Raw genomic sequence first — 21,463 nt, forward strand, 5'->3', positions numbered from 1 at the left:
CCCATTCCTCGAGCAGAGTGGGGGTTGAAGCGTTCGACTTTGCCGTGTTTCGCCGTGGATACCGCGACTTGGAACCGTTCCGCGGCGCACCGCCACGGTGCTTTAGCGTGAGTCACGAGGACTTCAGGCAGCCGGTGCAGATCGCAATCCACACTGAACCCGGAGGCCCTTCCTCACGCCAAGATCATCCGACTACGTGTCTGCTCGTTCGCAACCTCTCAGGTCACTACACGTAAGTGCGGAGGCGGTCTCGAACATTGGGCATGCCGAAGGGCCCGTCGCCGACGGGCTCTTCGGATCGTGCGGGGTCATGCTGCGGCGCGGTGGAGGGTGTTGCGCCGGGGTAGTCGGAGCGGGTCCCGGTATTGGGGTGGGATGAACTCGGGTAGCCCGTCGGTAGCCATGCGGACTTCCCACTCACCGTGGTGAATCAGCCGATGATGGAAGCTGCAAAGCAAGACGAGGTTGCGGAGGTCGGTCCGTCCGCCGTCTGCCCAGTGATGGATGTGGTGTGCGTGACAGCCTTTCGGCCGCCGGTGACAGCCCGGGAAGGCGCAACCCCCGTCGCGGATGTTCAGGGCACGTCGTTGGCCGGGGGTGACGAAGCGCCTGAGCCGTCCCACATCGAGGGGCTCACCGGCCGCGTTGAGCACGACCGGGAGCATGAGGCAGTCGCAGGCGGCCATGCGGGCGTCGCGGGCGGTCATCTCCCCGACGAAGTCCACGCACGCGGTCCCAAGCCCGGTCTTGAGCTCCTCGAGACCGATGGTGACGTGCACCAGAGTCCGGTAGCCGTTGGTCCCGGGCTGATCCGGGCAGGCGATCGCCAGATCGAGGAGGTCCGCGAACGCATCACCCTGGCGTTCCGCTTTGCTTCGGAAGTCGGCTTGGCCGGACTCGTCGGTCGGGCGGGGTTTGGAGTAGGCCTCGATGAACGCTGCTGTGCGGGCGCCGAGTTCGTCGTCCAACAGTCCTTTGAGGTTCCAGAAGCCGTCTTTGCGGCGCTCCACAGTGAGTTCGCGACGGGGATGGGCGGGTTCGGGGTCCTTGGGTTCTTTGCCGTCGGGGTCGAGCCATGCCAGCATCTGCTTCGCACATTTCGCGATCTCCGAAGGCCCGGCGTCACGGCCGAGGTTCGCGAGCTGGTTCTCCGTACACGCCCGATCCTCGGGTGAGGTCTTGGCAGGGATCTGCTGCAGTGCCTTCAGAATCTGATCGATCCGCTGTTCACCGATCATGCCTTCGGCGGCAACGGCGGCGGTGGCGGGAGCGAATGGCGGGACTTCGGTGCCATCGAGAGCGCGCGTCGGATTCAACGCGACCGCACGCTTCACCACATCCCCCGCCTCACCACGCGTGAGACCCGCAAGATCAGCGAACCACGCCTCGGTAGTCCCATAGCCGTACAGGTCTTTCGCACCCCGAGACTCGATCTCCGCCAGAAACCGCCCCAACCCGGCGGTGGCGGCCCGCATCATTTGCAGGAAGTGTCGCGCCCCATGGGCAAGCTCCAGCTTCCCGGCACGCCACAACTCCTGCGGCAGCTCAGGAAGAACGGGAACCTCGGTCTCGGACACATCTCAATAATACCCGAAACCGGTCGAACATGTGTTCGTAATTTTGTGTAGTCGTGAATTTGCGCGGATAACACTAGAGGGTTATTTGTCGCAGTCGTCCGACTGTGGAGTGGTATTCGGTCCGGTTGTCGCGGGGCCTCTGTCGGGCTGTGTTGCGAAGGTGCCCTTCGCAACACAGCTGCGCACCACTTTCACTGATCCTTCAGTCGCGCAAGGCCGCCCAAGAACATGTCGATCGCGAACTCGAACCGTTCCTGTGCCGTCTCCTCGTTGAAGAATTCGCCCGACGCCAGCAGGTTCGGGAAAGTCCCGGCCGGGAACGACGTCATGTACTCGAGCATCTGCTTGCCGCGTTCCTCCTGCACGGTCACATCGATATCGCCGTACTGCCAGCCGGCGCCTTCGTACGCGTAGGCCTTGGCGTAGAGCCACAACGCGTCGGCGGCGAAGAGTGCGTGCTTCAGGTTCAGGCCGCCGGCCCGTAGAACCGCGAGCATTCCCTCCGCTTGGTGAAGTGCGTTCGCGCCCGTCGGGACTGGGATGGCCCAGGCGATCTTCGCGATCCCGGGGAAAGCTGTCAGTGCTCGCACGTTCTGCCGCAACAGCTCCTTCGCCTGCTCCGCCCATCGGTCCGGGTCGGGTTCGGGGATCGGGCCGAAGTCGAGGACGTGATCGACCATCAGCTCGTGGAGCTCCTCCTTGTTCGCGACGTGGGCGTAGAGCGACGCCGGACCGGTCTCCAGTGCCTGTGCCACGCGCCGCATGCTCACCGCCTCCAGTCCCTCGGCGGCGAGGAGGTCCAGTGCCGTCTTCACCACGAGCTCCTGGGACAGCACGGGTTTCTCGGCGCGACGCCGGGGCCTGCTCACTGGTTCGCCTCCTGGTCCTGGGTTCGATCCGGAACTCTACTTGACGCGAACACTGTTCGTCTGTAGAACGGTGTTCGTAACGCGAACACCGTTCGTCTAACTGGAGGAAGTCATGACCGGATCCCGTACCGAAGTCCTGGCCGTACTGGGCAAACTCGTCGACGCGTGGAATGAGGGCGACGCGACCGCATACGCGCGGCTGTTCACCGAAGACGCCGACTACGTGACGTTCTTCGGTATGAACATGCCGGGCCGCCAGGTCATCGAGAGTGCACACCGGGCCCTGTTCGAGGGGCCGCTGAAGGGCTCGAAGCTGGTCGCGGACGGCGATGAGCCCAAGGTCCGCTTCGTGCGGCCGGACGTCGCGATCGTCGTGTCCGGCGGCGGATCGTCGCTGGCGGGCGGTGGCAAGCCCGAACCGGGAAGGGAGTCGACGCTGACGTACGTGCTCGTCGAGGAAGCCGAGGGCTGGCGAGTCGCGTCGTTCCAGAACACCCGGGTGAGTGATCCGGCCGCGGGGGCGAAATGAAGCCCTTGGTCGAGTTGTCCGGCGTGGTCCCCGCGTCCGCCGACGACGTCTTCGCCCGGATCGAGGAGGGTCTGCGGGCGCAGCCGTACAACCCGCACTTCGAGGCAGACGCGGAACGCCGCTTCGTCGCTCAGCAGGGTGGCTGGTGGTACCGCGGCGAATACACCGTCGAGGATGATCCGGGCGGTGCCCGGGTAACCCATCGGGTGTACAACGTCGCTTCCCGCGGCCGATGGGCGGTTCCGCTGGCCAATCGGCTGTTCATCGGGTTCGCCGAGCGGGTCCGGGGAGGCTTTGATCGGATGTTGGGAGACCTGACCCGGTCAACCGAGGAGGGGCGTACGCTCGGTTAGGTTCACCTAACCTGTCGGAAGGAGTCGCGGATGGCCGAGGCGAGGAAGCCGGTGTCGGCGACCCGGTTGCGGGTGTTGCGCACCGAGCGGATCACCCCGCATATGGTCCGGATCGTGGCCGGGGGCGAAGGGATCGCCTCGTTCCAGCCCAACGAATTCACCGACGCCTACGTCAAGGTGCACTTCCGGGTGCCCGGCGTCGACTACCCCGAACCCCTCGATCTGGCGCGGGTCCGCGCCGAGATGCCGCGTGAGCAGTGGCCGCGGATGCGGTCCTACACCGTCCGCGCCTTCGACCGGAACCTCGGCGAACTGGTGCTCGACTTCGTCCACCACGGTGACGAGGGCGTCGCCGGACCGTGGGCGGCCGCCGCGAAACCCGGCGACGAACTGCTGATCTCCGGTCCCGGCGGGGCGTACGCGCCCGGCGACGAGGCCGACTGGCATCTGCTCGCCGGCGACGAGAGTGCCCTGCCGGCCATCGCCGCGTCCCTCGAGGCGATGCCGGCGGGCGTTCCCGCGCACGCCGTCATCCTCGTGGAGGACGCCGCCGAGGAGCAGACGCTGACGACCAAGGCCGACGCGCAGATCACCTGGCTGCACCGCGGCCGTGGCGACGACCTCGCGGCCGCCGTCCGCGCGCTCGACTGGCCTGAAGGCGTCGTGCAGGCGTTCGTCCACGGCGAGGCCGGGTTCGTCCGGGACCTGCGGCGACACCTGCTCGACGATCGGGGCATGCGGCGCGACCTGCTGTCGATCTCCGGATATTGGCGGATCGGGAAGACCGACGAGGCGTGGCGACTGGAGAAACAGGCCGAGCGAAACGCGTAGCCTCGGTCGCATGATCGAGCTGAAGGTGGACGTCGACCCGGCCGAGGTGGGCTTCGACGCGGAACGGTTGCTGCGGATCGACAAACACTTCGACGGGTACCTGGAGCGGAATCTGCTTCCGGGTTACCTGGCCGTGGTGACCAGGAACGGCAAGGTCGCGCATCTCGCGTCGAACGGACGGCGTGACATCGAGGCCGCGCTACCCGTCGAGGTCGACACGATCTGGCGTATCTACTCGATGACGAAGCCGGTCACCTCGGTCGCCGCGATGATGCTCGTCGAAGAGGGGCTCATCGACCTCGGCGACCCGATCGCGCGATGGCTGCCGGAATTCGCTGAACCCCGGGTCTACACCAAGGGATCGCCCGTCCGGATGGCGACCGAACCCGCCACCGAACCGATCCGCCTCTGGCATCTGCTCACCCACACCGCGGGCCTGACCTACGGGTTCCACCGCACGCATCCGGTCGACGGGCTCTACCGCGAGGCCGGATTCGACTGGGGGATGGCGCCGGGTCTCGATCTGGCCGGGGTCTCCGAGGCGATCGCGCGGCAGCCGCTGCTGTTCCAGCCTGGTACGGAATGGAACTACTCGGTCGCGACGGACATCCTCGGCAGGCTCGTCGAGGTCGTTTCGGGCCAGTCGCTCGACACCTTCTTCGCCGAACGGATCTTCACCCCGCTCGGCATGCGCGAAACGGGGTTCCAGGCCGACCCCGCCGCGCTCGACCGGCTCGCCGCCCTCTACGTGCCCAACCCGAAGACCAAGGCCCCCTTGCGTCACGACGAGATGGGTGCCGTCGGCCGCGTCGCGCCCGTGTGTTTGTCCGGCGGGGGCGGTCTGGTGTCGACGGCGGGCGACTACCACCGGTTCACGCAGATGCTGGTGCGCGGCGGCGAACTCGACGGTGTCCGGCTGCTCGGCCCGCGCACGGTGCAGCTCATGGCGAGCAACCACCTGCCGGGAGGCGTGGACCTGGAGACCTACGGGCGGCCCGCGTTCTCCGAGGCGCCGTACCACGGTTTCGGCTTCGGACTGGGCTTTTCCGTGCTCGACGACCCGGTCAAGGCGAAGACCACCGCCAGCGCCGGGGAATTCGCCTGGGGCGGGGCCGCGAGTACCGCGTTCTGGGTCGATCCGGACGAGGACGTCACGGTCCTGTTCTTCACCCAGCTGCTGCCGTCGTCGACCCACCCGATCCGCGTCGAACTGCGTCACCTGGTGTACCAGGCCCTGGTCGGGTGAGCCGCGTGCGCCGGATCGTGGTGGTCGGGGCCGGTCAGGCCGGACTGGTCCTGGCCTTGGGTCTGCAGAAGCACGGATACGCCGTCACCGTGGTCACCGACCGCGACGCCGAGACGATCCGCGCGGGCAGGCTGATTTCGAACCAGTGCGTCTTCGAACCCGCGCTGCGGCGGGAACGCGCACTGGGCATCAACTTCTGGGATGGCCAGGCTCCGGAGATCCTCGGCGCGTCGTTCGGGCTCGCCGGGGATTCCCCGGAACCGGCGATCTCGTGGCAGGCCCGGTTCGACCATCCCGCGCAGTCGGTCGACCAGCGCGTCAAGGTGTCCACCTGGCTGACCGCCTTCGCCGGACGCGGCGGCGAGGTGCGGATCGGCAAGGTGAGCCCGGACGGGCTGGACGAGTACGCGCGGGAGTTCGATCTCGTACTGGTCGCCGCCGGCCGCGGTCCGCAGTTCGACGGCCTGTTCCCGCGCGACGACCGGCACTCGCCGTATCGCGAACCGCAACGGACCATCGGGATCACGTACCTGGTCTCGGGCCGCGACGAGCCTCTCCCGACCTACCCGGGCCTGACGTTCGGTCTTTCCCAGGCCGGTGAACTGTTCGGGCTGCCGGTCCAGTCCGTGCGCGGGCCCGTCTTCGGTCTCGGCTTCTTCGGTGTGCCGGGCGGACCGCTGGACGTCTGGGACGACGTCACCGACACCGACGAGCATTTCGCCGTCGCGATGGCGTTGCTGCGCAAGCAGTTCCCATGGGTCGCCGAGTCGCTGGCCGACGCGCGGCCGAGCGGGCCGCAGGACGCCCTGCGCGGCCGGGTCCTACCGATCGTGCGCGAACCGGTCGGGACGCTGCCGTCCGGGGCGAAGGTCCTGGCGATGGGCGACGCCGCGGTGACGAACGACCCGATCGCCGGGCAGGGCGCGAATATGGCGGCGCACGCGGCCGCGGTCTACGAGCGGCGCATCCTCGACCACGGTGACCGCCCGTTCGACGAGGCGTTCCTGCGCGGGACCTTCGCCGAATACTGGGAAAAGGCACAGCACGCGACCCGGCTGAGCAACGATCTGCTCGCGCCGCCGCCGGATCACGTACTGGCCACTTTGGACGCCGCGCAACGGGTGCCCGAGGTGGCGCACCGGTTCGCGCAGATCTTCCCGGACCCCGCCGGCTACACCTCCTGGCTCACCGACGAGGAGATCTCGAGGAACTACCTGGCGTCGAAGGGCGCGTGATCCGGGGCGCAGACGGTGTCGCGTGCCGGAAGACGTCCGTAGGTCAGGTAGCCGTCGAGTGCCGCGTCGACGCAGGCGCTGCGGTTCGCGGCGCCGTGCCCCCACGCGTCCAGTGTCAGGTGCCGTCCGTCTGATCACGTAAGGCGTCCGTTCAATCACGCGTGCCGTCCCGTGGCGACCACCGCGCGGCCGTGATCTGAGGGACGGCACCGGTGATCAGACGGACGGCACGTGTGATCAGGCGGACGACACACGTGATCAGAGGGACGGCAGGCGTGATCCGTGGGTCACCGGGACTTCGACTTCGGCACAGTCGTAGCCGGGCGGGGAGCATTCAGGACAGGGACCCCAGGTGACGAGGGTCCGGTCTCTGGGGCAGGCCCCAGTCAGAGCGGTTCGATCCGGGTCTTGAGCAGACAGAACACGTTGCCTTCGGGGTCGGCGAGGACGTGCCAGGACTCTTCACCGGTCTGGCCGATGTCGGCGAATTCGGCCCCGGCGGCCAGAAGGCGTTCGAGTTCGGCGTCCTGATCGCGGTCGGTGGCGCTGACGTCGAGGTGCAGCCGGGGTTTCTCGGTCGCGGGGTCGGTCTCGCGGCTGAGGATGATCGTCGGCTGCTTGCCGCCGAACCCGTCGCGCGCCCCGATCTCGATGTCGTCCCCGTCGCGATCGAGCTCCACGAAGTCCAGGACCTCGCACCAGAATCGCGCCAGCGCCTCGGGATCGCGGCAACCGAGGACGAGCTCACTGATCCGACATGCCATGGACGGACGGTACCCCGGGCGAGTCCGGCGGGGCGAGATGATTTGAGGTTCTCGCCCGGCCGGGGTTATGATCAAGGCACCGGAAGTAAAAACGCGTGCCCATGACCAGGCACGCGCGCATACGCGGTCTCGGATGAGCCGCCACTTCTTCACCTTGAAGGAGTGTGCAGTGGACATCCGTCCTGACGAACTCTCGCGATCACCGCGTTCCCTCCGTGAAGCCTGGGTGGCCCTCGCCGGGTTGTCGGCGGTCTTCCTGTTCGAGATGCTCGACAACTCGATCCTCAACGTCTCCTTGCCGACCATCGGCCGTGAGCTGTCGGCGTCGACGACCGCGCTGCAGTGGGTCACGGGCGTGTACTCCGTCGTCTTCGGCGGGCTGATGCTGGCCTTCGGCGCACTGGCCGACCGGATCGGCCGCCGCAAGGTCATGTTGGCCGGGCTGACCTTGCTGGGGGTGGCGAGTCTGGCGACCGCGTTCGTCACCGCGCCGGAGCAGCTCATCGTGATCCGCGCGACGATGGGTGTCGCGGCCGCGATGACGACGCCGGGCTCCCTCGCCTTGGCGTTCCGTCTGTTCGACGAAGACGCGCTCCGCGTCCGTGCCACGACGCTGATCTCGACCGTGGGCCTGGTCGGGCTCGCGCTCGGGCCCACGGTCGGCGGTTTCGTGCTCTCGTTCGCTCCCTGGCAGGTGCTGCTGCTGGTGAACGTGCCCGTCGCCGCGCTCGCGTTCCTCGGCATCCGGCGCGGCATCCCCATCGACAATCCGGAAGAACCGCACCGGGCCCCGATCGACGTCGTGGGCGCGCTGCTCGGCACGGCCACGATCGTGCTCGCGCTGGTCGCCCCGACCCTGTTCGTCGAAGCGGGATCGGCGGCGTTTTTCCCTTGGCTGATCACGGGAACGGCCGTCGTGACGGCGGTGCTGTTCGCCCGCCGCGAGCGGTCCGCCCGCCATCCGCTGCTCGACCTCGCCCTCGTCGCCCGCCCGCTGGTGTCGAGCGGTCTGGCGTTCAAGGCCGCCGCGGCGCTGGCGACCGCCGGCCTGGGTTACCTCGTGACCTTGCAACTCCAGCTCGACCGGGGCTGGACGCCCGCCCAAGCGGCGCTGGGCATGCTGCCGCAGGTCGTCGTGCTCATCGCCGGCGGCGCGCTCATCGGTCCGCTGGTCAAACGCGTCGGACTCGACAAGGCCGGTTGGTTCGGCGCCGGAGCCGTCGTATGCGGGCTCGCCGTCCACGGTCTGTTCGGCCGCCTCGGGTACGGGTGGATCGCCCTCGCGCTGGTGCTCGTCGCCGCCGGTATGCGCGTCGTGGGCGTCGTCGCCGGCACGAACGTGATGCGTGGTCTTCCGTCCGATCGGACCACCATCGGAGCGGCGCTCGTGGACACCGCCGGGGAGGTCACGACCGGGATCGGGATCGCCGTCAGCGGGACCATCCTCGCGGCGCTCTTCACCGGCGATCTCGCGACCCCGGGCTGGAGCGCGCAGCAGTCCGGGGAGTTCCGCGGGGCCGTCACCTGGGCCGGGCTCGCGCTCACGGTCATGGCCGGGGCGCTGGTGGGCTTGGGGATGTACCGGGGTCGTGAGTGATCCGGGTCGTTAGAACGACCCGGATCACTCACGACCGCCTCAGTCGGTCACCTTCCCGATGACCTCGGCTCCGTACCGTTTCAGCGTTTCTTCCCGCTGGTCGTGCATGAGGTACAGCGAGAACTGGTCCACACCCAGCGAAACCAGTTCCTCCAACCGTTCCACGTGCGCCGACGACGGACCGAGAAGGCAGAAGCGGTCCACGATCTCGTCCGGTACGAAGTCGGTCGACGGATTCCCGGCCCGCCCGTGATGCGAGTAGTCATACCCTTCCCGCTCACGGATGTAGTCGGTCAATTCGCGCGGCACCGGTCCGGCATCGCCGTACCGCGCCACGAGATCCGCGACGTGGTTGCCGACCATCCCGCCGAACCACCGGAGCTGTTCCCGTTGGTGCGGCAGGTCGTCCCCGACGTACGCCGGCGCCGCGAGGCAGATCGTGATCCCGGCGGGATCCCGGCCGGCCGCGCGCGCCGCCTCGCGGACGGAACCGATGGTCCACCGGGCGATGGCCGGATCCGCGCACTGCAGGATGAAGCCGTCGGCGTGCTCGCCGACCGTCTTCAGCGCCTTGGGCCCGTAACCGGCCATCCACATTTCGAGCCTGCCGTTGCGGATCCAGGGGATCTGGACCGGTTTGTCCCGCAACAGGACCTCCCGGCCTTCGGCGAGTTCCTTGACCACGTGCATGCAGTCGCGCACGGTGGCCAAAGTGGACGGTGCCATGCCGACGACGCGGTGCGCCGAGTCGCCCCGGCCGATGCCGCACACCGTCCGGTTGCCGTACATGTCGTTGAGCGTGGCGAAGGTCGACGCCATCACCGACCAGTCCCGGGTGGCCGGGCTGGTCACCATCGGCCCCACGATCATCGACGACGTCGCCGCGAGGATCTGCGAGTAGATGACGAACGGTTCCTGCCACAGCACGCAGGAATCGAACGTCCAGCCGTAGCGGAAACCCTGGTCCTCGGCGGCCTTCATCAGCCGCACGAGGTCGCGTGCGGGAGGGTCGGTCTGCAGAACCACTCCGAAATCCACGGCCACCGCCTCAGTTCAGGTACTGGTTCAGGTCGCGCGAGAGGAATTTCCCGTGCGTCGTACTGCCCGAGAAGCCCGACGGCGACACCACCACGCGGCCGCGCGAAAGCACCGTCTCGACCTTGCCGGTGATCTCCAGCCCTTCGTAGGCCGAGTAGTCCACGTTCATGTGGTGCGTCTCGACCGACAGTGTCTGCTTCGCCGAAGGGTCGTAGATGACGATGTCCGCGTCCGAACCCGCCGCGATGACACCCTTGCGCGGGTACAGCCCGAACATCCGCGCCGGGGTGGTCGAACAGGTCTCGACCCAGCGGCCGAGGGTGAGTTCGCCCGCCACGACACCTTGGTGCAGCAGGTCCATCCGGTGCTCGACACCGGGGATCCCGTTGGGGATGGCGCGGAAGTCGCCGCGGCCGAGTTCCTTCTGGTCCTTGAAACAGAACGGGCAGTGGTCGGTCGACACCACCGAGAGATCGTTGGTGCGCAGCCCCCGCCACAGGTCCGCTTGATGCGATTTCTCGCGCAGCGGGGGAGAGGCGACGTACTTCGAGCCCTCGAAGTCCGGCTTGGCCAAGTCCTCGATGGACAGATAGAGATACTGCGGACACGTTTCCGCGAAGACGTTCTGCCCGTCGTTGCGCGCCTCCGCGACCGCCGCCAGCGCCTGCGACGCCGAGAGGTGCACGATGTACAGCGGCGACCCGGTCACCTTGGCCAGCTGGATCGCGCGTGACGTCGCCTCGCCCTCCAGCTCCGGCGGCCGGGTGAGGCCGTGCTGGACCGGGTCGATCTTCCCGGCGGCGAACGCCTGCGCGGCCAGCTGGTCGATCGCGATGCCGTTCTCCGCGTGCATCATGATCGTGGCGCCGATCTCGCGCGCCTTCTGCATGGCCAGCAGGATTTCGCCGTCCGTGGAGTAGAACACCCCGGGGTAGGCCATGAACATCTTGAAGCTGCCGACACCGCCGTCGACGCAGGCCTGCATCTCCTTCAACGAGGAATCGTTGACGTCGGAGACGATCATGTGGAAGCCGTAGTCGATGGCGCAGTTGCCGTCGGCCTTCTCGTGCCATTTGTCCATGGTGGACAGCAGGGACGTGCCCTTGGCCTGGACGGCGAAGTCGATGATCGTGGTCGTGCCGCCCCACGCCGCCGCCGTCGTCCCGGTGCCGAAGGTGTCGACGGAATGCGTGCCGCCGAAGGGCATCTCCATATGGGTGTGCGCGTCGATCCCGCCGGGCAGCACGTACTTCCCGGTGGCGTCGATGGTCTCGTCGGCCGGTCCCAGCGTGCCCGGGGACCCGACCGCCACGATCGTCTCGCCGTCGACGAGGACGTCCGCGGCGGACGCCCCCGCCGTCGACAGCACCTGCCCGCCGCTGATGAGGGTGGTCATCACGCCTCCGCGAGGGGTCCGTAGCTGTCGGGACGGCGGTCTCGGTAGAAGGCCCACAGATCACGGACCTCGGCGAGCAGACCCATGTCGAGGTCGCGGACGACGATCTCCTCTTCGGTGTCGGAGGCGGCCTCGCCGATCAGCTGGCCGCGCGGGTCGGCGAAGTAGGTCTGACCATAGAAGTCGTTGTCGCCCAGCGGTTCCACGCCGACCCGGTTGATCGTGCCGACGAAGTACTCGTTCGCGACGGCGGCCGCGGGCTGCTCCAGCCGCCACAGGTACTCCGACAGGCCGCGGCTGGTCGCCGACGGGTTGAACACGATCTTCGCCCCGGCCAGGCCCAGCGCGCGCCAGCCCTCCGGGAAGTGCCGCTCATAACAGATGTAGACGCCGATGCGGCCGACGGCGGTGTCGAACACCGGGTAGCCCATGTTCCCGGGACGGAAATAGAACTTCTCCCAGAACCCCTTCACCTGAGGGATGTGGTTCTTCCGGTGCTTGCCGAGGTAGGTCCCGTCGGCGTCGATCACCGCGGCGGTGTTGTAGTACACGCCGGGCTGTTCGACCTCGTACATCGGGACGACCAGCACGACGCCGTGGCGTTCGGCGACCTCCTGCATGAGCTTCGTCGTCGGCCCGTCGGGGATGCCTTCGGTGTAGGAGTAGTAGTCGGTGTCCTGCACCTGGCAGAAATACGGGCCGTAGAACAACTCCTGCAGGCAGATCACCTGCGCACCCTGCGACGCGGCCTTGCCGATGGCTTCGACCGCGTTCGCGATCATGGACTCCTTGTCACCCGTCCACCGCTGCTGGATCAATCCGGCTCGGACCACGTCGCTCACTTGCATCCTCCTCGATATCGGTGGTGCGGTTGCGTTCAGGCAGGGACAGCAGCAGGTAGACGACGAAGGCGCCCGCCAATCCGACGACCCAGTTGTAGTCGTAGAGGGGTTTCAGGAACGGGATCAGGCCGTCGGCGGGGAACGGCCCGCCGTACGCGCCGCCGACCGAGAGCACGGCGCCGACGAGCGTCGCGACGAGCGCGCGCCAGTTCCAGCCGCCGTTGAACCAGTAGACGCCGCGTTCGGTGTAGAGGTCCCGCAGGTTCAGCTTGGTGCGGTTGACGACCCAGTAGCCGGCGACGAGCACCCCGGCGACCGCGCCGAGCAGGCCACCGTAGAAGCCGAGCCAGGCGAAGATGTAGATGTTCGGGTCGGAGTAGAGCCGCCACGGCTGGATGACGATGCCGATGATCCCGGTGATCAGCCCGCCGACGGCGAAGGTGATCTTCTTCGGGAAGGCGTTGGAGAAGTCGTAGGAGGGGCTGACCACGTTGGCCGCGAGGTTCGCCGAAACGGTCGCCAGCACCAGCGCCACCAGTGCGACGACGACCACGACCGGGGAGTCGAACCGGTCGGCCAGTTTCGCCGGGTCCCAGATCTGCTCGCCGTAGAGGACGCTGCCGCCGGACGTGGTCAGGATGGCCACGATCGCGATGAACGTCATCGTGGTCGGCAGCCCGAGGAGCTGGCCTCGGACCTGCTTGCCCTGGCTGCCGCCGAAGCGGGTGAAGTCCGGCATGTTGAGCGAAAGCGTCGACCAGAACGCGATCATCGCCATCAGCGACGGCGCGAACACCTTCCAGAAGTCCGGGCCCCAGCCGAGTTGCCCGGGTTCGGACAGGATCGGGCCGAGTCCGCCCGCCTTGACCAGCACGTAGCCCAGCAGGATCAGGAAGCCGACCGAGACCAGCGGCGCCGTCCAGTTCTCGAACCGGCGGACGGCCTCCATGCCGCGCCAGATGATGAGCATCTGGAACAGCCAGAACACCGCGAACGAGAACCACAGCGTCCAGTGCTGGCCGAGGACGATCGTGGAGTCCTTCCAGCCGGAGCCGGCCAGCCGTCCGACGATGATGTAGATGGCCTCGCCGCCGACCCAGGTCTGGATGCCGAACCAGCCGCACGCGATGAACGCCCGCAGCAATGCCGCGAGGTTCGCGCCGCGCATCCCGAAGAAGGCGCGGGCGAAGACGGGGAACGGGATGCCGTATTTCGTCCCGGCGTGGCTGTTGAGCAACATCGGGATCAGCACGATCAGGTTGCCGATGGTGATCGTGAGCAGCGCCTGCACCCAGTCCATCCCGAGCGCGATCAGCGACGCCGCGAGCGCGTACGACGGGATGTTGTGCGCCATGCCCATCCACAGCGCGAAGTAGGTGTAGGTCGTCCAGGTCCGTTTTTCCACCGGGACCGGGGCGAGTTCTTCGTTGTAGAAGCGGCTGTCCTTGAGGGACTCGACCTCGCCGAGTTCTACCCGGCCATCAGGATGCACGAGCTGGGTTCCGCGTGCCGTCGGCTCCATTGCGGAATCGTGCTCGCCGTCACGGCGCAGGTGGGACTGGCAGACTGTTCACTGTTGGTCGCGTCGGAACGCAGACTGTCGATTGCGTTCGAAGGCTCTCGGTGCATGACCTGCGTCACACACACGGACGTAGTAATCCGGCAAACCGGCTGAAACATCTCCACAGGATCTCCACAGCTCACCCGAACGGTCTCCACGGCCGGTGCTTACAGTCATCCCCATGGAACTGGGAGGACGCCGGGTGCTCGTCGTCGAGGACGACGTCACGATCGCCGAGGCCATCGGGGCGCGGTTGCGCGCCGAGGGCTTCACCGTCGACCTGGCGCACGACGGCCCCTCCGGTGTCGAGACGGACGCCGAGCGGGAGCCGGATCTGGTGGTGCTCGACGTGATGCTGCCGGGGTTCGACGGGCTCGAGGTCTGCCGCCGGATCCAGGCCCGCCGTCCGGTCCCGGTGCTGATGCTGACCGCCCGTTCGGATGAGACGGACATGCTCATCGGCCTCGGCGTCGGCGCCGACGACTACCTCACCAAACCGTTCTCCATGCGGGTCCTCTCGGCCAGGGTGCACGCGCTGCTGCGCCGCGTCGAGCGGTCCGCCCGGGCCGACGTGAGCGAAGCGGGCACGAAGATCGTGCTCGGCGACCTCGAAATCGACGTCGAAGAGCGGCGCGTGACGCGGGCGGGCACCACGGCCCAGCTGACGCCGATCGAGTTCGACCTCCTCGTGCACTTCGCGAAACGACCGAGGGCGGTGCAGCCGAGGGAACGGCTGCTGAGCGAGGTCTGGGACTGGGACGTCGCGGGCTCCGGCTCGGGCACCCGCGCTGTGGACAGTCACATCAAGGCGTTGCGCCGCAAACTGGGCGCGGACCTCATCCGCACCGTGCACGGCGTCGGCTACGCCCTGGAGGTCGGATCGTGAAGGTGCGCCCCCTCGTCGGCCGGATCGTCGACGCGCTCCCGAGACCGCTCGACCCGGTCCGCTCGATCAAGCTCAAGCTCGCGATCCTGCTGGTGTCCTCGGGCGCCATCGCGTTCGCCTTCTTCAACTGGCAGATCGGCTGGCTGCCGCCGCGCACCACGATGGCGGCGATGGTGCTGGCCGTGGTGACGTCGCAGATCCTGGCGCACGGGATGACGCGGCCGCTGCGGGAGATGACCGCCGCCGCCCGCGCGATGGCCAAAGGCGACTACACCCGCCGAGTCCGGGCGACCGCCCGGGACGAGGTCGGTGAACTCGCGCACGCCTTCAACCAGATGGCGGCCGATCTCGACGCCTCGGATCAGCGGCGGCGCGAACTGATCGCGAACGTCTCCCACGAACTCCGCACACCGATCACGGCGCTGAACGGCGTGCTGGAGAACCTGGTCGACGGCGTCGCCAAACCCGATCCGGCGACGCTGAAGACCGCGCTGCAGCAGACCGAACGGCTCGGCAGGCTCGTTTCGGAACTCCTCGATCTCTCGCGGATCGACGCCGGGGCGTTCCCGTTGCAACTGGAGGAGTTCGACCTCGAACTGCTCCTCGACGAGGTCGCCGCCGAAGCGGGGGTGACCGCCGCCGCGACCGGACGTGGCGTGCGGTTCGCCGTCGACGTCCGGCCACCCGGCGCGATGGCCGTCGCCGACCGCGGCCGGCTCTACCAGGTCGTGGTGAACCTGCTCGACAACGCCGTCCGGCACGGACCGTCCGGCGGCGAGGTCCGGGTGCGGGCCGAAGCACGCGAAGCCGACGTCGTCATCGAGGTCGAAGACGAAGGCCCAGGGATCCCGCCGGGGGAGCGGGACAGCGTGTTCGAACGGTTCACCCGCGGCGAGCGCGCGGGTGGTGGCGGCACCGGACTCGGCCTCGCGATCGCGCGGTGGGTGGTCGATCTCCACGACGGCAGCATCGCCGTCGTCAGCCCTGAAGGGCGGACGGGCTGCGTCATCCGCGTCGTCATCCCGGTTCCTTAGTGAGAGGGGGAGCAAGGATGGCGTGTCTCATGCCGCTCCTGGTCCCTCGGAGGGGGTTGCGAAAGCCACTTTCGCAACGTTGAAGGTTGCGAAAGTGGCTTTCGCAACAGCGTGTCCCTTTGACACTCCCTGAGTAGGTCCAACCCGCTTTCTTTCCGTGGCCCCACACATCCAGTGAGATGTGCTTTCGCAAATGGAGGTTTCGATGAGCGAAGAACAAGAGGAGAAGCAAGCCCACGCCACGCCACCGGACGCTCCGGCGGCGACGGCCACCATGCCGACAGCGCCGACAGCGCCCCCGGTACCGGTACTGATGAGGCCGACGCCGCCGCCGAAGTCGGCGGTCGTCCCGCTGCCCGGAGCGGTCCTGCCCGCGGCGGTCGCGGCCGGGCTGATCACCGCCGTCGTACTGCCGCTGGATCGGCCCGGGCTCGGCTGGTTCCTCGCCGGGCTCGCGTTCGCGATCACCGTCTTCATCGCCGACAAACGGGCCCGCGGCGACGCCGCGCCGCACTTCGGCCTGGCAGGCGCGTTGTGGGCGGCGGCCGCCCTCGGTCTGCTCGCGGTCGGCCTGTTCCGGGCGTCGGAATGGCTGAACGTGCTGTGCATCATGGCCGCCTGCGTCGCGGGATCCCTCGCGGTGGTGGGGAAACGCACCGTGAACACGATCTTCTACGACGTCTTCGCGGTTCCGATCGAAGCGATGCTCTCGCTCCCGTGGATCGGACGCGGGGTCGCGAAACTCGGCAAGAAGCCGGGCAACCGGACCAGGCCGAAGTTCCTGGTCCCGGTGCTGGCGAGTGTCGCGCTCCTGCTCGTGTTCGTCCCGCTGCTTCGCGGTGCGGACGCCGCCTTCGCGAGCGTTGTCGACGCGGTGATCCCCGAGCTGAGCCCGGATACCTTCGTGCAGTGGGGTTTCCTGTTCGTGGTGGCCGCCTTCGCCGTCACCGGAGCGTGTTACCTGCTGGCCGCGCCACCGCTGCCCGCGGACGACGAAGCGCCCCGCAAACGGCTAGCGCACCGGCTCGAATGGGCGTTGCCACTGGGTGTGCTGGTGCTGCTGTTCGCGAGTTTCGTCGCGGTCCGAGTGGTGGTCCTGTTCGGTGGCACCGAATACGTCCTGCGCACTAGTGGCCTGACGGCGGCGGAATACGCCAGGAGCGGGTTCTGGCAGTTGTCCGCCATCACCGTGCTGACCCTGCTTCTGGTCGCGGCGGCACTGCGCTGGGCTCCGAAGTCCTCCGTGGCCGATCGCGCCTGGCAGCGCGGCCTGCTCGGGGTGCTGAGCGTGCTCAGCCTGGTGCTGGTCGCGTCCGCGTTGAGTCGCATGTGGACATACCAGCAGGCGTACGGGTTCACCGTGCTGCGGCTACTGGTCGAGGTCTGCGAACTCTGGATCGGCCTGATCTTCTTGCTGGTCCTGGCTTCCCTGGTCCCGCTGCGGTCGGCCTGGCTGCCGCGCGCGGCGATCGGTGCCGCCGCCGCGGCACTGCTGGGACTGGCCGTACTGGACCCGGAACGGTTCATCGCCGACCGCAACATCGACCGGATCGCGCACGGCAAGACGGTCGACACCGGCTATCTGTCAGGGTTTTCCGCCGACGTCGTACCCGCGGCGGAGCGGCTGCCGGAACCGCTGCGGTCCTGTGTACTCGGACCGGTCGTGATGCGGATCTCGGAAGATGATTGGCGCGAATGGAACCTGAGCCGGTCCTTCGCGCGTCAGAGCCCCGTCGCCACAGCGGACCGGGCCGGATGCCTTGCTCAAGCCCGTCGCTGAGCCGTGGCACCACGGCCTTGATCGCCCTCCTGGGGGTGAGGGCGATCAAGGCGGTGGTCGAGCGGCGGCGACCGCCGGGCCACCGAGGGGGAGGCCCGGCGGTCACCTGGTCAGAAGGAGAAGACGCCGGCCGACTCGGTGTCGGCGACGCAGCGGTTGGCGTACGAGGTGCGATAGGTGACCGGCTCGCCGCGCCACTTGCCGACCGCGGAGACGTCCACCGGGTTGTACTCCAGGGTGCAGGCCCGCGGTTCCGCGCGGAGCCTGTCGAACTTTCCGTCCACTTCGGACAGTTTGGCGCAGGCACCGCCGCGGCCGGGGTGGGAACCCCCGGTGGGTTCGCAGGTGAGCGAGACGGTGCCGACCCGGCCCCGTGCGTCGTGACTGGTCAGCTGGAACGTGGATTCGGCGGGTTGCGCCGGCGCCATGCAGGCCAGCGCGAGCACGCAGGCACCGATCGGTTCGAAGAAAGCCATATCAACACTATCGGCTGACGTGACCCGATCACTGTGTTCCACGCTTGGGTGAGATTCACTCACTCGGACGAGTGGTCGTCGGCCGCTCGGATGTCGTGCGCGAGCAAAGCGACGTAAAGCGACAGCATCGACTCCGGCTCTTCGAGCCGCACCCCGAGAACCTGCTCGATCCGGGCCAGCTGCTGGTAGTAGGCGGTGCGGGAAGTGTGCGCGGCGGCCGCGGCGGCCGATTTGTTGCCGCCGTGCTCGCAATAATGTCTCAACGCCTGAACGAGTCTGCTGCCCTGGGCGGCGTCCCGGCTCAGCAGCGGGCCGAGCTCCCGCGCGGCGAACGCGGTGATCCGCTCGTCCCGGGCCAGCAGATGCAACAACCCGCGCAACCGGACGTCGTCGAGGCGATGGACGACCCGTTCGGCGTTCTCGGTGAGCGCGGCGGCGGCGACCTGGGCGGCTTCGACGAGGGTCCGTCGCGCCTCGGCCGGTCCGGCGCCCGTGGTGCCGACCGCGACCACGGCGGGAGCGCTGGACCGGGCCTCGTGGACGTCGGTGGCCAAACGGTGCAGGACCGCGTCGACCCCGGCCTCCGGCGACAACGCGATCAGCGCGCGCACCTGCGTCTCGTCGGCGGCGACCAGCGCGGACACCTTCGCCCGCCGGGCGGCGAGCACGGTCGTCTCGGCGAGTTCCCGCAACAGCACCGGAGTCGACTGCGCGGTCTTGGCCGTCGCGGTGATCCGGGGCCGCACGGCGACCCCGACCAGCAGCCGTCCCGTCAGCGGGACGGCCAGCGCGGAGGCCCTCGCGGTCAGTTCGGCGGGTGGCACCGGATTCGCCAGGAGTTCGGTCAGGATCGCGCGGTGCGCCTGGCGTTCGAGGCTGTCGGTGTCCTTGGCGACCAGCCGGTGCACCGCGAGCGCGGACGCCGCGCGTTCGGCGACCACCACGTGCCGCCGCGACGGCGGATCGCCGCACACCACGACCAGTCGTCCCCAGTCGTGCCCGCGCGCGCCGACCACGGTGACCAGCCAGCCCGCGCCCGGATGGAACCCGGTCCGCTCGCCGACCTGCACCGGCCGCGACCGCGACGGCCAGCCGGGCAGCAGTTCGCCGGGGTCCGTGCCCGCCGTGTCGTAGGCGAGGACCTCGTGCGCGAGCGTCTCCAGCACGACGGGATGCTCGGTGAGGCGGGCGACCTCGCGCAGGATCTCGCCCGGCTCCGCGCCGGCGACCGTCAGCGCGGTGAAGGTCTCGTGGACCCGTTCCGCCGCACGGAGTTCGTCGACCTGGGCGTCCACGATCAGCCCGTTCACCGCCTCGGTGACCGACACGAAGCGCGTTTCCCGCGAAAGGGTGACCAGGGGGACTCCATGCTGGTCCGCGGCGTCGACCAGCGCGGACGGCAGCTTGTCACTCCAATGACGGACCAGCTCCACCACGATCCCGGCCACCCCGACCCCGGCCAGATCCGCGATGTAGCGGGCGAGCGCGGCGCCATCGTCCGGCAGCGCGACCCCGGTGGTGAGCACGAGTTCCCCGCCCCGCAGCAGAGGGGCGATGTCCGCGACCTCCGCGACATGCGCCCAGCGGACCGGGGCGTCCAGTCCCGCCGCGCCCGCCACCACATGCGGCCGGCCCTGGCGCAGCACCGGCAGGGCGAGCACCTCGGCGACGGTCGGGTACATCGGCCTCCCACCTGGTCTTCGACGTCTTCGACGCAGAGAGACAGACTGTACGGCCGGGGGCGGGAGTCCGTACACGTTGCCGATGGCGTCGGTGTGGCGCCCGCACCCAGACTCGACCGGGAGCAGGCACCGGCGATCAGGAGGGCGGAATCCGTGACCGACCGCATCAACCACTGGATAGACGGCAAACCGTCCGAGGGCGTGGGCGACCGATCCGGTGACGTGTTCGATCCGGCCACCGGACAGGTACGGGCGAAGGTCGCCTTCGCCTCGCAGGACGACGTCGAAGCCGCCGTCGCCGCCGCTTCCCGAGCCTTGCCCGGTTGGCGCGGGACGTCGCTGGCCGGCCGGACGCGGATCCTGTTCGCCTTCCGCGAGCTGTTGTCGGCGCGGCGCGACGAGCTGACGAAGATCGTCACCAGCGAACACGGCAAGGTCGAATCCGACGCGGCGGGCGAGATCGCGCGCGCCATCGAGAACGTCGAGTACGCCTGTGGCGCGGCGCAGCTGCTCAAGGGCGGGTTCAGCGAGAACGCCTCCACCGGCGTCGACGTCTACTCGATCGCGCAGCCATTGGGCGTCGTCGGCGTGATCTCGCCGTTCAACTTCCCGGCGATGGTCCCGCTGTGGTTCGTGCCGAACGCGCTCGCTTGCGGCAACACCGTCGTGCTCAAGCCGAGCGAGAAGGACCCGTCCGCGGCCGTGTTCATCGCGGAACTGCTCGCCGAGGCGGGCTTGCCCGACGGCGTCCTCAACGTCCTGCACGGGGACAAGGTCGCCGTCGACGGTCTGCTGGAACACCGCGACGTCAAGGCGATCTCGTTCGTCGGGTCCACGCCGATCGCGAAGTACGTCTACGAAACCGGGACCAGGCACGGGAAACGTGTGCAGGCGCTCGGCGGGGCGAAGAACCACATGATCGTCCTCCCGGACGCCGACCTCGATCTCGCCGCCGACGCGGCGGTCTCCGCGGGCTTCGGCTCGGCGGGGGAGCGGTGCATGGCGGTTTCGGTCGTGGTCGCGGTCGACCCGGTCGGCGACGAACTGGTCGCGAAGATCGCCGAGCGCATCACGCGGCTGCGCGTCGGTGACGGCAGGCGGCCGACGTCGGAAATGGGTCCGCTCGTCACCGCCGCGCACCACGAACGCGTCGAGTCCTATGTGGAGGCGGGCGTCGAAGCGGGCGCCCGGCTCGTCGTCGACGGCCGCGGCGTCGAGGTCGACGGCGAGGACGGCGGCTTCTGGCTCGGCCCGACGCTGTTCGACCACGTCACGCCGGAGATGTCCGTCTACACCGACGAGATCTTCGGGCCGGTGCTGTCGGTCGCGCGGGCCGAGGGGTACGACGCGGCACTGGATCTGGTCAACGCCAACGCCTACGGCAACGGCACCGCGATCTTCACCAACGACGGGCGGGCCGCGCGGCGGTTCCAGAACGAGGTCGAGGTCGGGATGGTCGGCGTGAACGTGCCGATCCCGGTGCCGGTCGGCTACTACTCGTTCGGCGGGTGGAAGGACTCGCTGTTCGGCGACAGCCACGCTTACGGGCCGGAGGGGTTCCACTTCTTCACGCGCACGAAGGTGGTCACCTCGCGGTGGCCGGATCCTTCGCAGGGCGGCGTGAACCTCGGCTTCCCTCGCAACAGCTGACGCGTCCAGGGCTCGTGAGTGGCGATTCGGGTTAGGGCCGACCGGGTCTTAGGTACCTACGGTCGGGCGGGTTGGCGTGACTGGACGGACGTCACACGTGACTGGACGGACGGCAAG

The 21,463-nt window shown here is 68.5% G+C and carries 20 protein-coding genes; 10 read left to right on the forward strand and 10 right to left on the reverse strand.

The features are described from left to right. Positions 1 to 308 precede the first annotated feature (308 nt). Together H5J31_RS35580 and H5J31_RS35585 are read right to left on the reverse strand one after the other, a co-directional pair. Entirely contained in the window at positions 309 to 1,577 is a 1,269-nt protein-coding gene (locus tag H5J31_RS35580) for an HNH endonuclease signature motif containing protein (protein ID WP_181777078.1), read from the reverse strand. 191 nt (positions 1,578 to 1,768) lie between these two features. Further along, on the reverse strand, positions 1,769 to 2,446 hold the full coding sequence (locus H5J31_RS35585) for a TetR/AcrR family transcriptional regulator (protein ID WP_181777079.1): 678 nt from the start codon (positions 2,444 to 2,446) through the stop codon (positions 1,769 to 1,771). A gap of 112 nt (positions 2,447 to 2,558) precedes the next feature. Between H5J31_RS35585 and H5J31_RS35590 the strand changes: the two genes are divergently transcribed. The 5 genes from H5J31_RS35590 to H5J31_RS35610 are packed head-to-tail and all read left to right on the forward strand — an operon-like array spanning position 2,559 to position 6,640. After that, positions 2,559 to 2,975: an SgcJ/EcaC family oxidoreductase gene (locus H5J31_RS35590; RefSeq protein WP_181777080.1), complete on the forward strand. Its 417-nt coding sequence runs from the start codon at positions 2,559 to 2,561 to the stop codon at positions 2,973 to 2,975. Then, a complete protein-coding gene (locus tag H5J31_RS35595) occupies positions 2,972 to 3,328 on the forward strand; it encodes a hypothetical protein (RefSeq protein WP_181777081.1) in 357 nt (118 codons plus the stop codon). The genes H5J31_RS35590 and H5J31_RS35595 overlap by 4 nt, the downstream gene beginning before the upstream one ends. A gap of 30 nt (positions 3,329 to 3,358) precedes the next feature. Continuing rightward, positions 3,359 to 4,159: a siderophore-interacting protein gene (locus H5J31_RS35600; RefSeq protein WP_181777082.1), complete on the forward strand. Its 801-nt coding sequence runs from the start codon at positions 3,359 to 3,361 to the stop codon at positions 4,157 to 4,159. A gap of 10 nt (positions 4,160 to 4,169) precedes the next feature. Then, positions 4,170 to 5,405: a serine hydrolase domain-containing protein gene (locus H5J31_RS35605; RefSeq protein WP_181777083.1), complete on the forward strand. Its 1,236-nt coding sequence runs from the start codon at positions 4,170 to 4,172 to the stop codon at positions 5,403 to 5,405. Then, on the forward strand, positions 5,402 to 6,640 hold the full coding sequence (locus H5J31_RS35610; protein WP_328701697.1) for a styrene monooxygenase/indole monooxygenase family protein: 1,239 nt from the start codon (positions 5,402 to 5,404) through the stop codon (positions 6,638 to 6,640). Before H5J31_RS35605 ends, H5J31_RS35610 begins: the two co-directional genes overlap by 4 nt. On the opposite strand, the gene H5J31_RS35615 is transcribed toward H5J31_RS35610, so the two are convergent. Further along, positions 6,616 to 6,759, reverse strand: coding sequence for an alpha/beta hydrolase (locus H5J31_RS35615; RefSeq protein ID WP_268881336.1), 144 nt, complete (start codon positions 6,757 to 6,759; stop codon positions 6,616 to 6,618). The two genes, H5J31_RS35610 and H5J31_RS35615, sit on opposite strands and share 25 nt — an antisense overlap. 267 nt (positions 6,760 to 7,026) lie before the next feature. Beyond that, positions 7,027 to 7,404 carry a VOC family protein gene (locus H5J31_RS35620; protein ID WP_181777085.1) on the reverse strand — a complete coding sequence of 126 codons (378 nt, stop codon included), beginning with the start codon at positions 7,402 to 7,404 and terminating at the stop codon, positions 7,027 to 7,029. Positions 7,405 to 7,573: 169 nt separating this feature from the next. On the opposite strand from H5J31_RS35620, the gene H5J31_RS35625 reads away from it, so the two are divergent. Then, entirely contained in the window at positions 7,574 to 9,001 is a 1,428-nt protein-coding gene (locus H5J31_RS35625) for an MFS transporter (RefSeq protein ID WP_328701698.1), read from the forward strand. Positions 9,002 to 9,040: 39 nt separating this feature from the next. On the opposite strand, the gene H5J31_RS35630 is transcribed toward H5J31_RS35625, so the two are convergent. The 4 genes from H5J31_RS35630 to H5J31_RS35645 are packed head-to-tail and all read right to left on the reverse strand — an operon-like array spanning position 9,041 to position 13,799. Further along, on the reverse strand, positions 9,041 to 10,039 hold the full coding sequence (locus tag H5J31_RS35630) for a TIGR03842 family LLM class F420-dependent oxidoreductase (protein ID WP_181777087.1): 999 nt from the start codon (positions 10,037 to 10,039) through the stop codon (positions 9,041 to 9,043). A 10-nt stretch (positions 10,040 to 10,049) separates the two neighbouring features. Then, positions 10,050 to 11,435, reverse strand: coding sequence for a dihydropyrimidinase (gene hydA / locus H5J31_RS35635; protein WP_181777088.1), 1,386 nt, complete (start codon positions 11,433 to 11,435; stop codon positions 10,050 to 10,052). Beyond that, positions 11,435 to 12,277, reverse strand: a complete 843-nt coding sequence (locus H5J31_RS35640) for a nitrilase-related carbon-nitrogen hydrolase (protein ID WP_181777089.1) — start codon at positions 12,275 to 12,277, stop codon at positions 11,435 to 11,437. Before H5J31_RS35640 ends, hydA begins: the two co-directional genes overlap by 1 nt. After that, positions 12,228 to 13,799 (reverse strand): NCS1 family nucleobase:cation symporter-1, encoded by a 1,572-nt coding sequence (locus tag H5J31_RS35645; protein WP_181777090.1) that lies wholly within the window; start codon positions 13,797 to 13,799, stop codon positions 12,228 to 12,230. Before H5J31_RS35645 ends, H5J31_RS35640 begins: the two co-directional genes overlap by 50 nt. 241 nt (positions 13,800 to 14,040) lie before the next feature. On the opposite strand from H5J31_RS35645, the gene H5J31_RS35650 reads away from it, so the two are divergent. The 3 genes from H5J31_RS35650 (at position 14,041) to H5J31_RS35660 (ending at position 17,538) form a co-directional block, all read left to right on the forward strand. Next, complete coding sequence (locus H5J31_RS35650) at positions 14,041 to 14,724, forward strand: response regulator transcription factor (RefSeq protein ID WP_181777096.1); 684 nt, start codon at positions 14,041 to 14,043, stop codon at positions 14,722 to 14,724. Further along, the gene (locus H5J31_RS35655; protein ID WP_181777091.1) at positions 14,721 to 15,758 is read left to right on the forward strand and encodes a HAMP domain-containing sensor histidine kinase; all 1,038 of its coding nucleotides are present in this window, start codon (positions 14,721 to 14,723) and stop codon (positions 15,756 to 15,758) included. The genes H5J31_RS35650 and H5J31_RS35655 overlap by 4 nt, the downstream gene beginning before the upstream one ends. A 205-nt stretch (positions 15,759 to 15,963) precedes the next feature. After that, the gene (locus H5J31_RS35660) at positions 15,964 to 17,538 is read left to right on the forward strand and encodes a DUF4153 domain-containing protein (protein WP_181777092.1); all 1,575 of its coding nucleotides are present in this window, start codon (positions 15,964 to 15,966) and stop codon (positions 17,536 to 17,538) included. Positions 17,539 to 17,648: 110 nt separating this feature from the next. Here H5J31_RS35660 and H5J31_RS35665 read toward each other — a convergent pair whose 3' ends face one another. Beyond that, entirely contained in the window at positions 17,649 to 18,014 is a 366-nt protein-coding gene (locus H5J31_RS35665) for an SSI family serine proteinase inhibitor (RefSeq protein WP_181777093.1), read from the reverse strand. A gap of 59 nt (positions 18,015 to 18,073) precedes the next feature. Further along, the gene (locus H5J31_RS35670) at positions 18,074 to 19,696 is read right to left on the reverse strand and encodes a PucR family transcriptional regulator (protein ID WP_181777094.1); all 1,623 of its coding nucleotides are present in this window, start codon (positions 19,694 to 19,696) and stop codon (positions 18,074 to 18,076) included. A 153-nt stretch (positions 19,697 to 19,849) separates the two neighbouring features. Between H5J31_RS35670 and H5J31_RS35675 the strand changes: the two genes are divergently transcribed. Then, on the forward strand, positions 19,850 to 21,346 hold the full coding sequence (locus H5J31_RS35675; protein ID WP_181777095.1) for a CoA-acylating methylmalonate-semialdehyde dehydrogenase: 1,497 nt from the start codon (positions 19,850 to 19,852) through the stop codon (positions 21,344 to 21,346). The last annotated feature ends 117 nt before the right edge of the window (positions 21,347 to 21,463 follow it).

Origin of the sequence: Amycolatopsis pittospori (assembly GCF_013870525.1) — a bacterium.
Taxonomy (GTDB): domain Bacteria; phylum Actinomycetota; class Actinomycetes; order Mycobacteriales; family Pseudonocardiaceae; genus Amycolatopsis; species Amycolatopsis pittospori.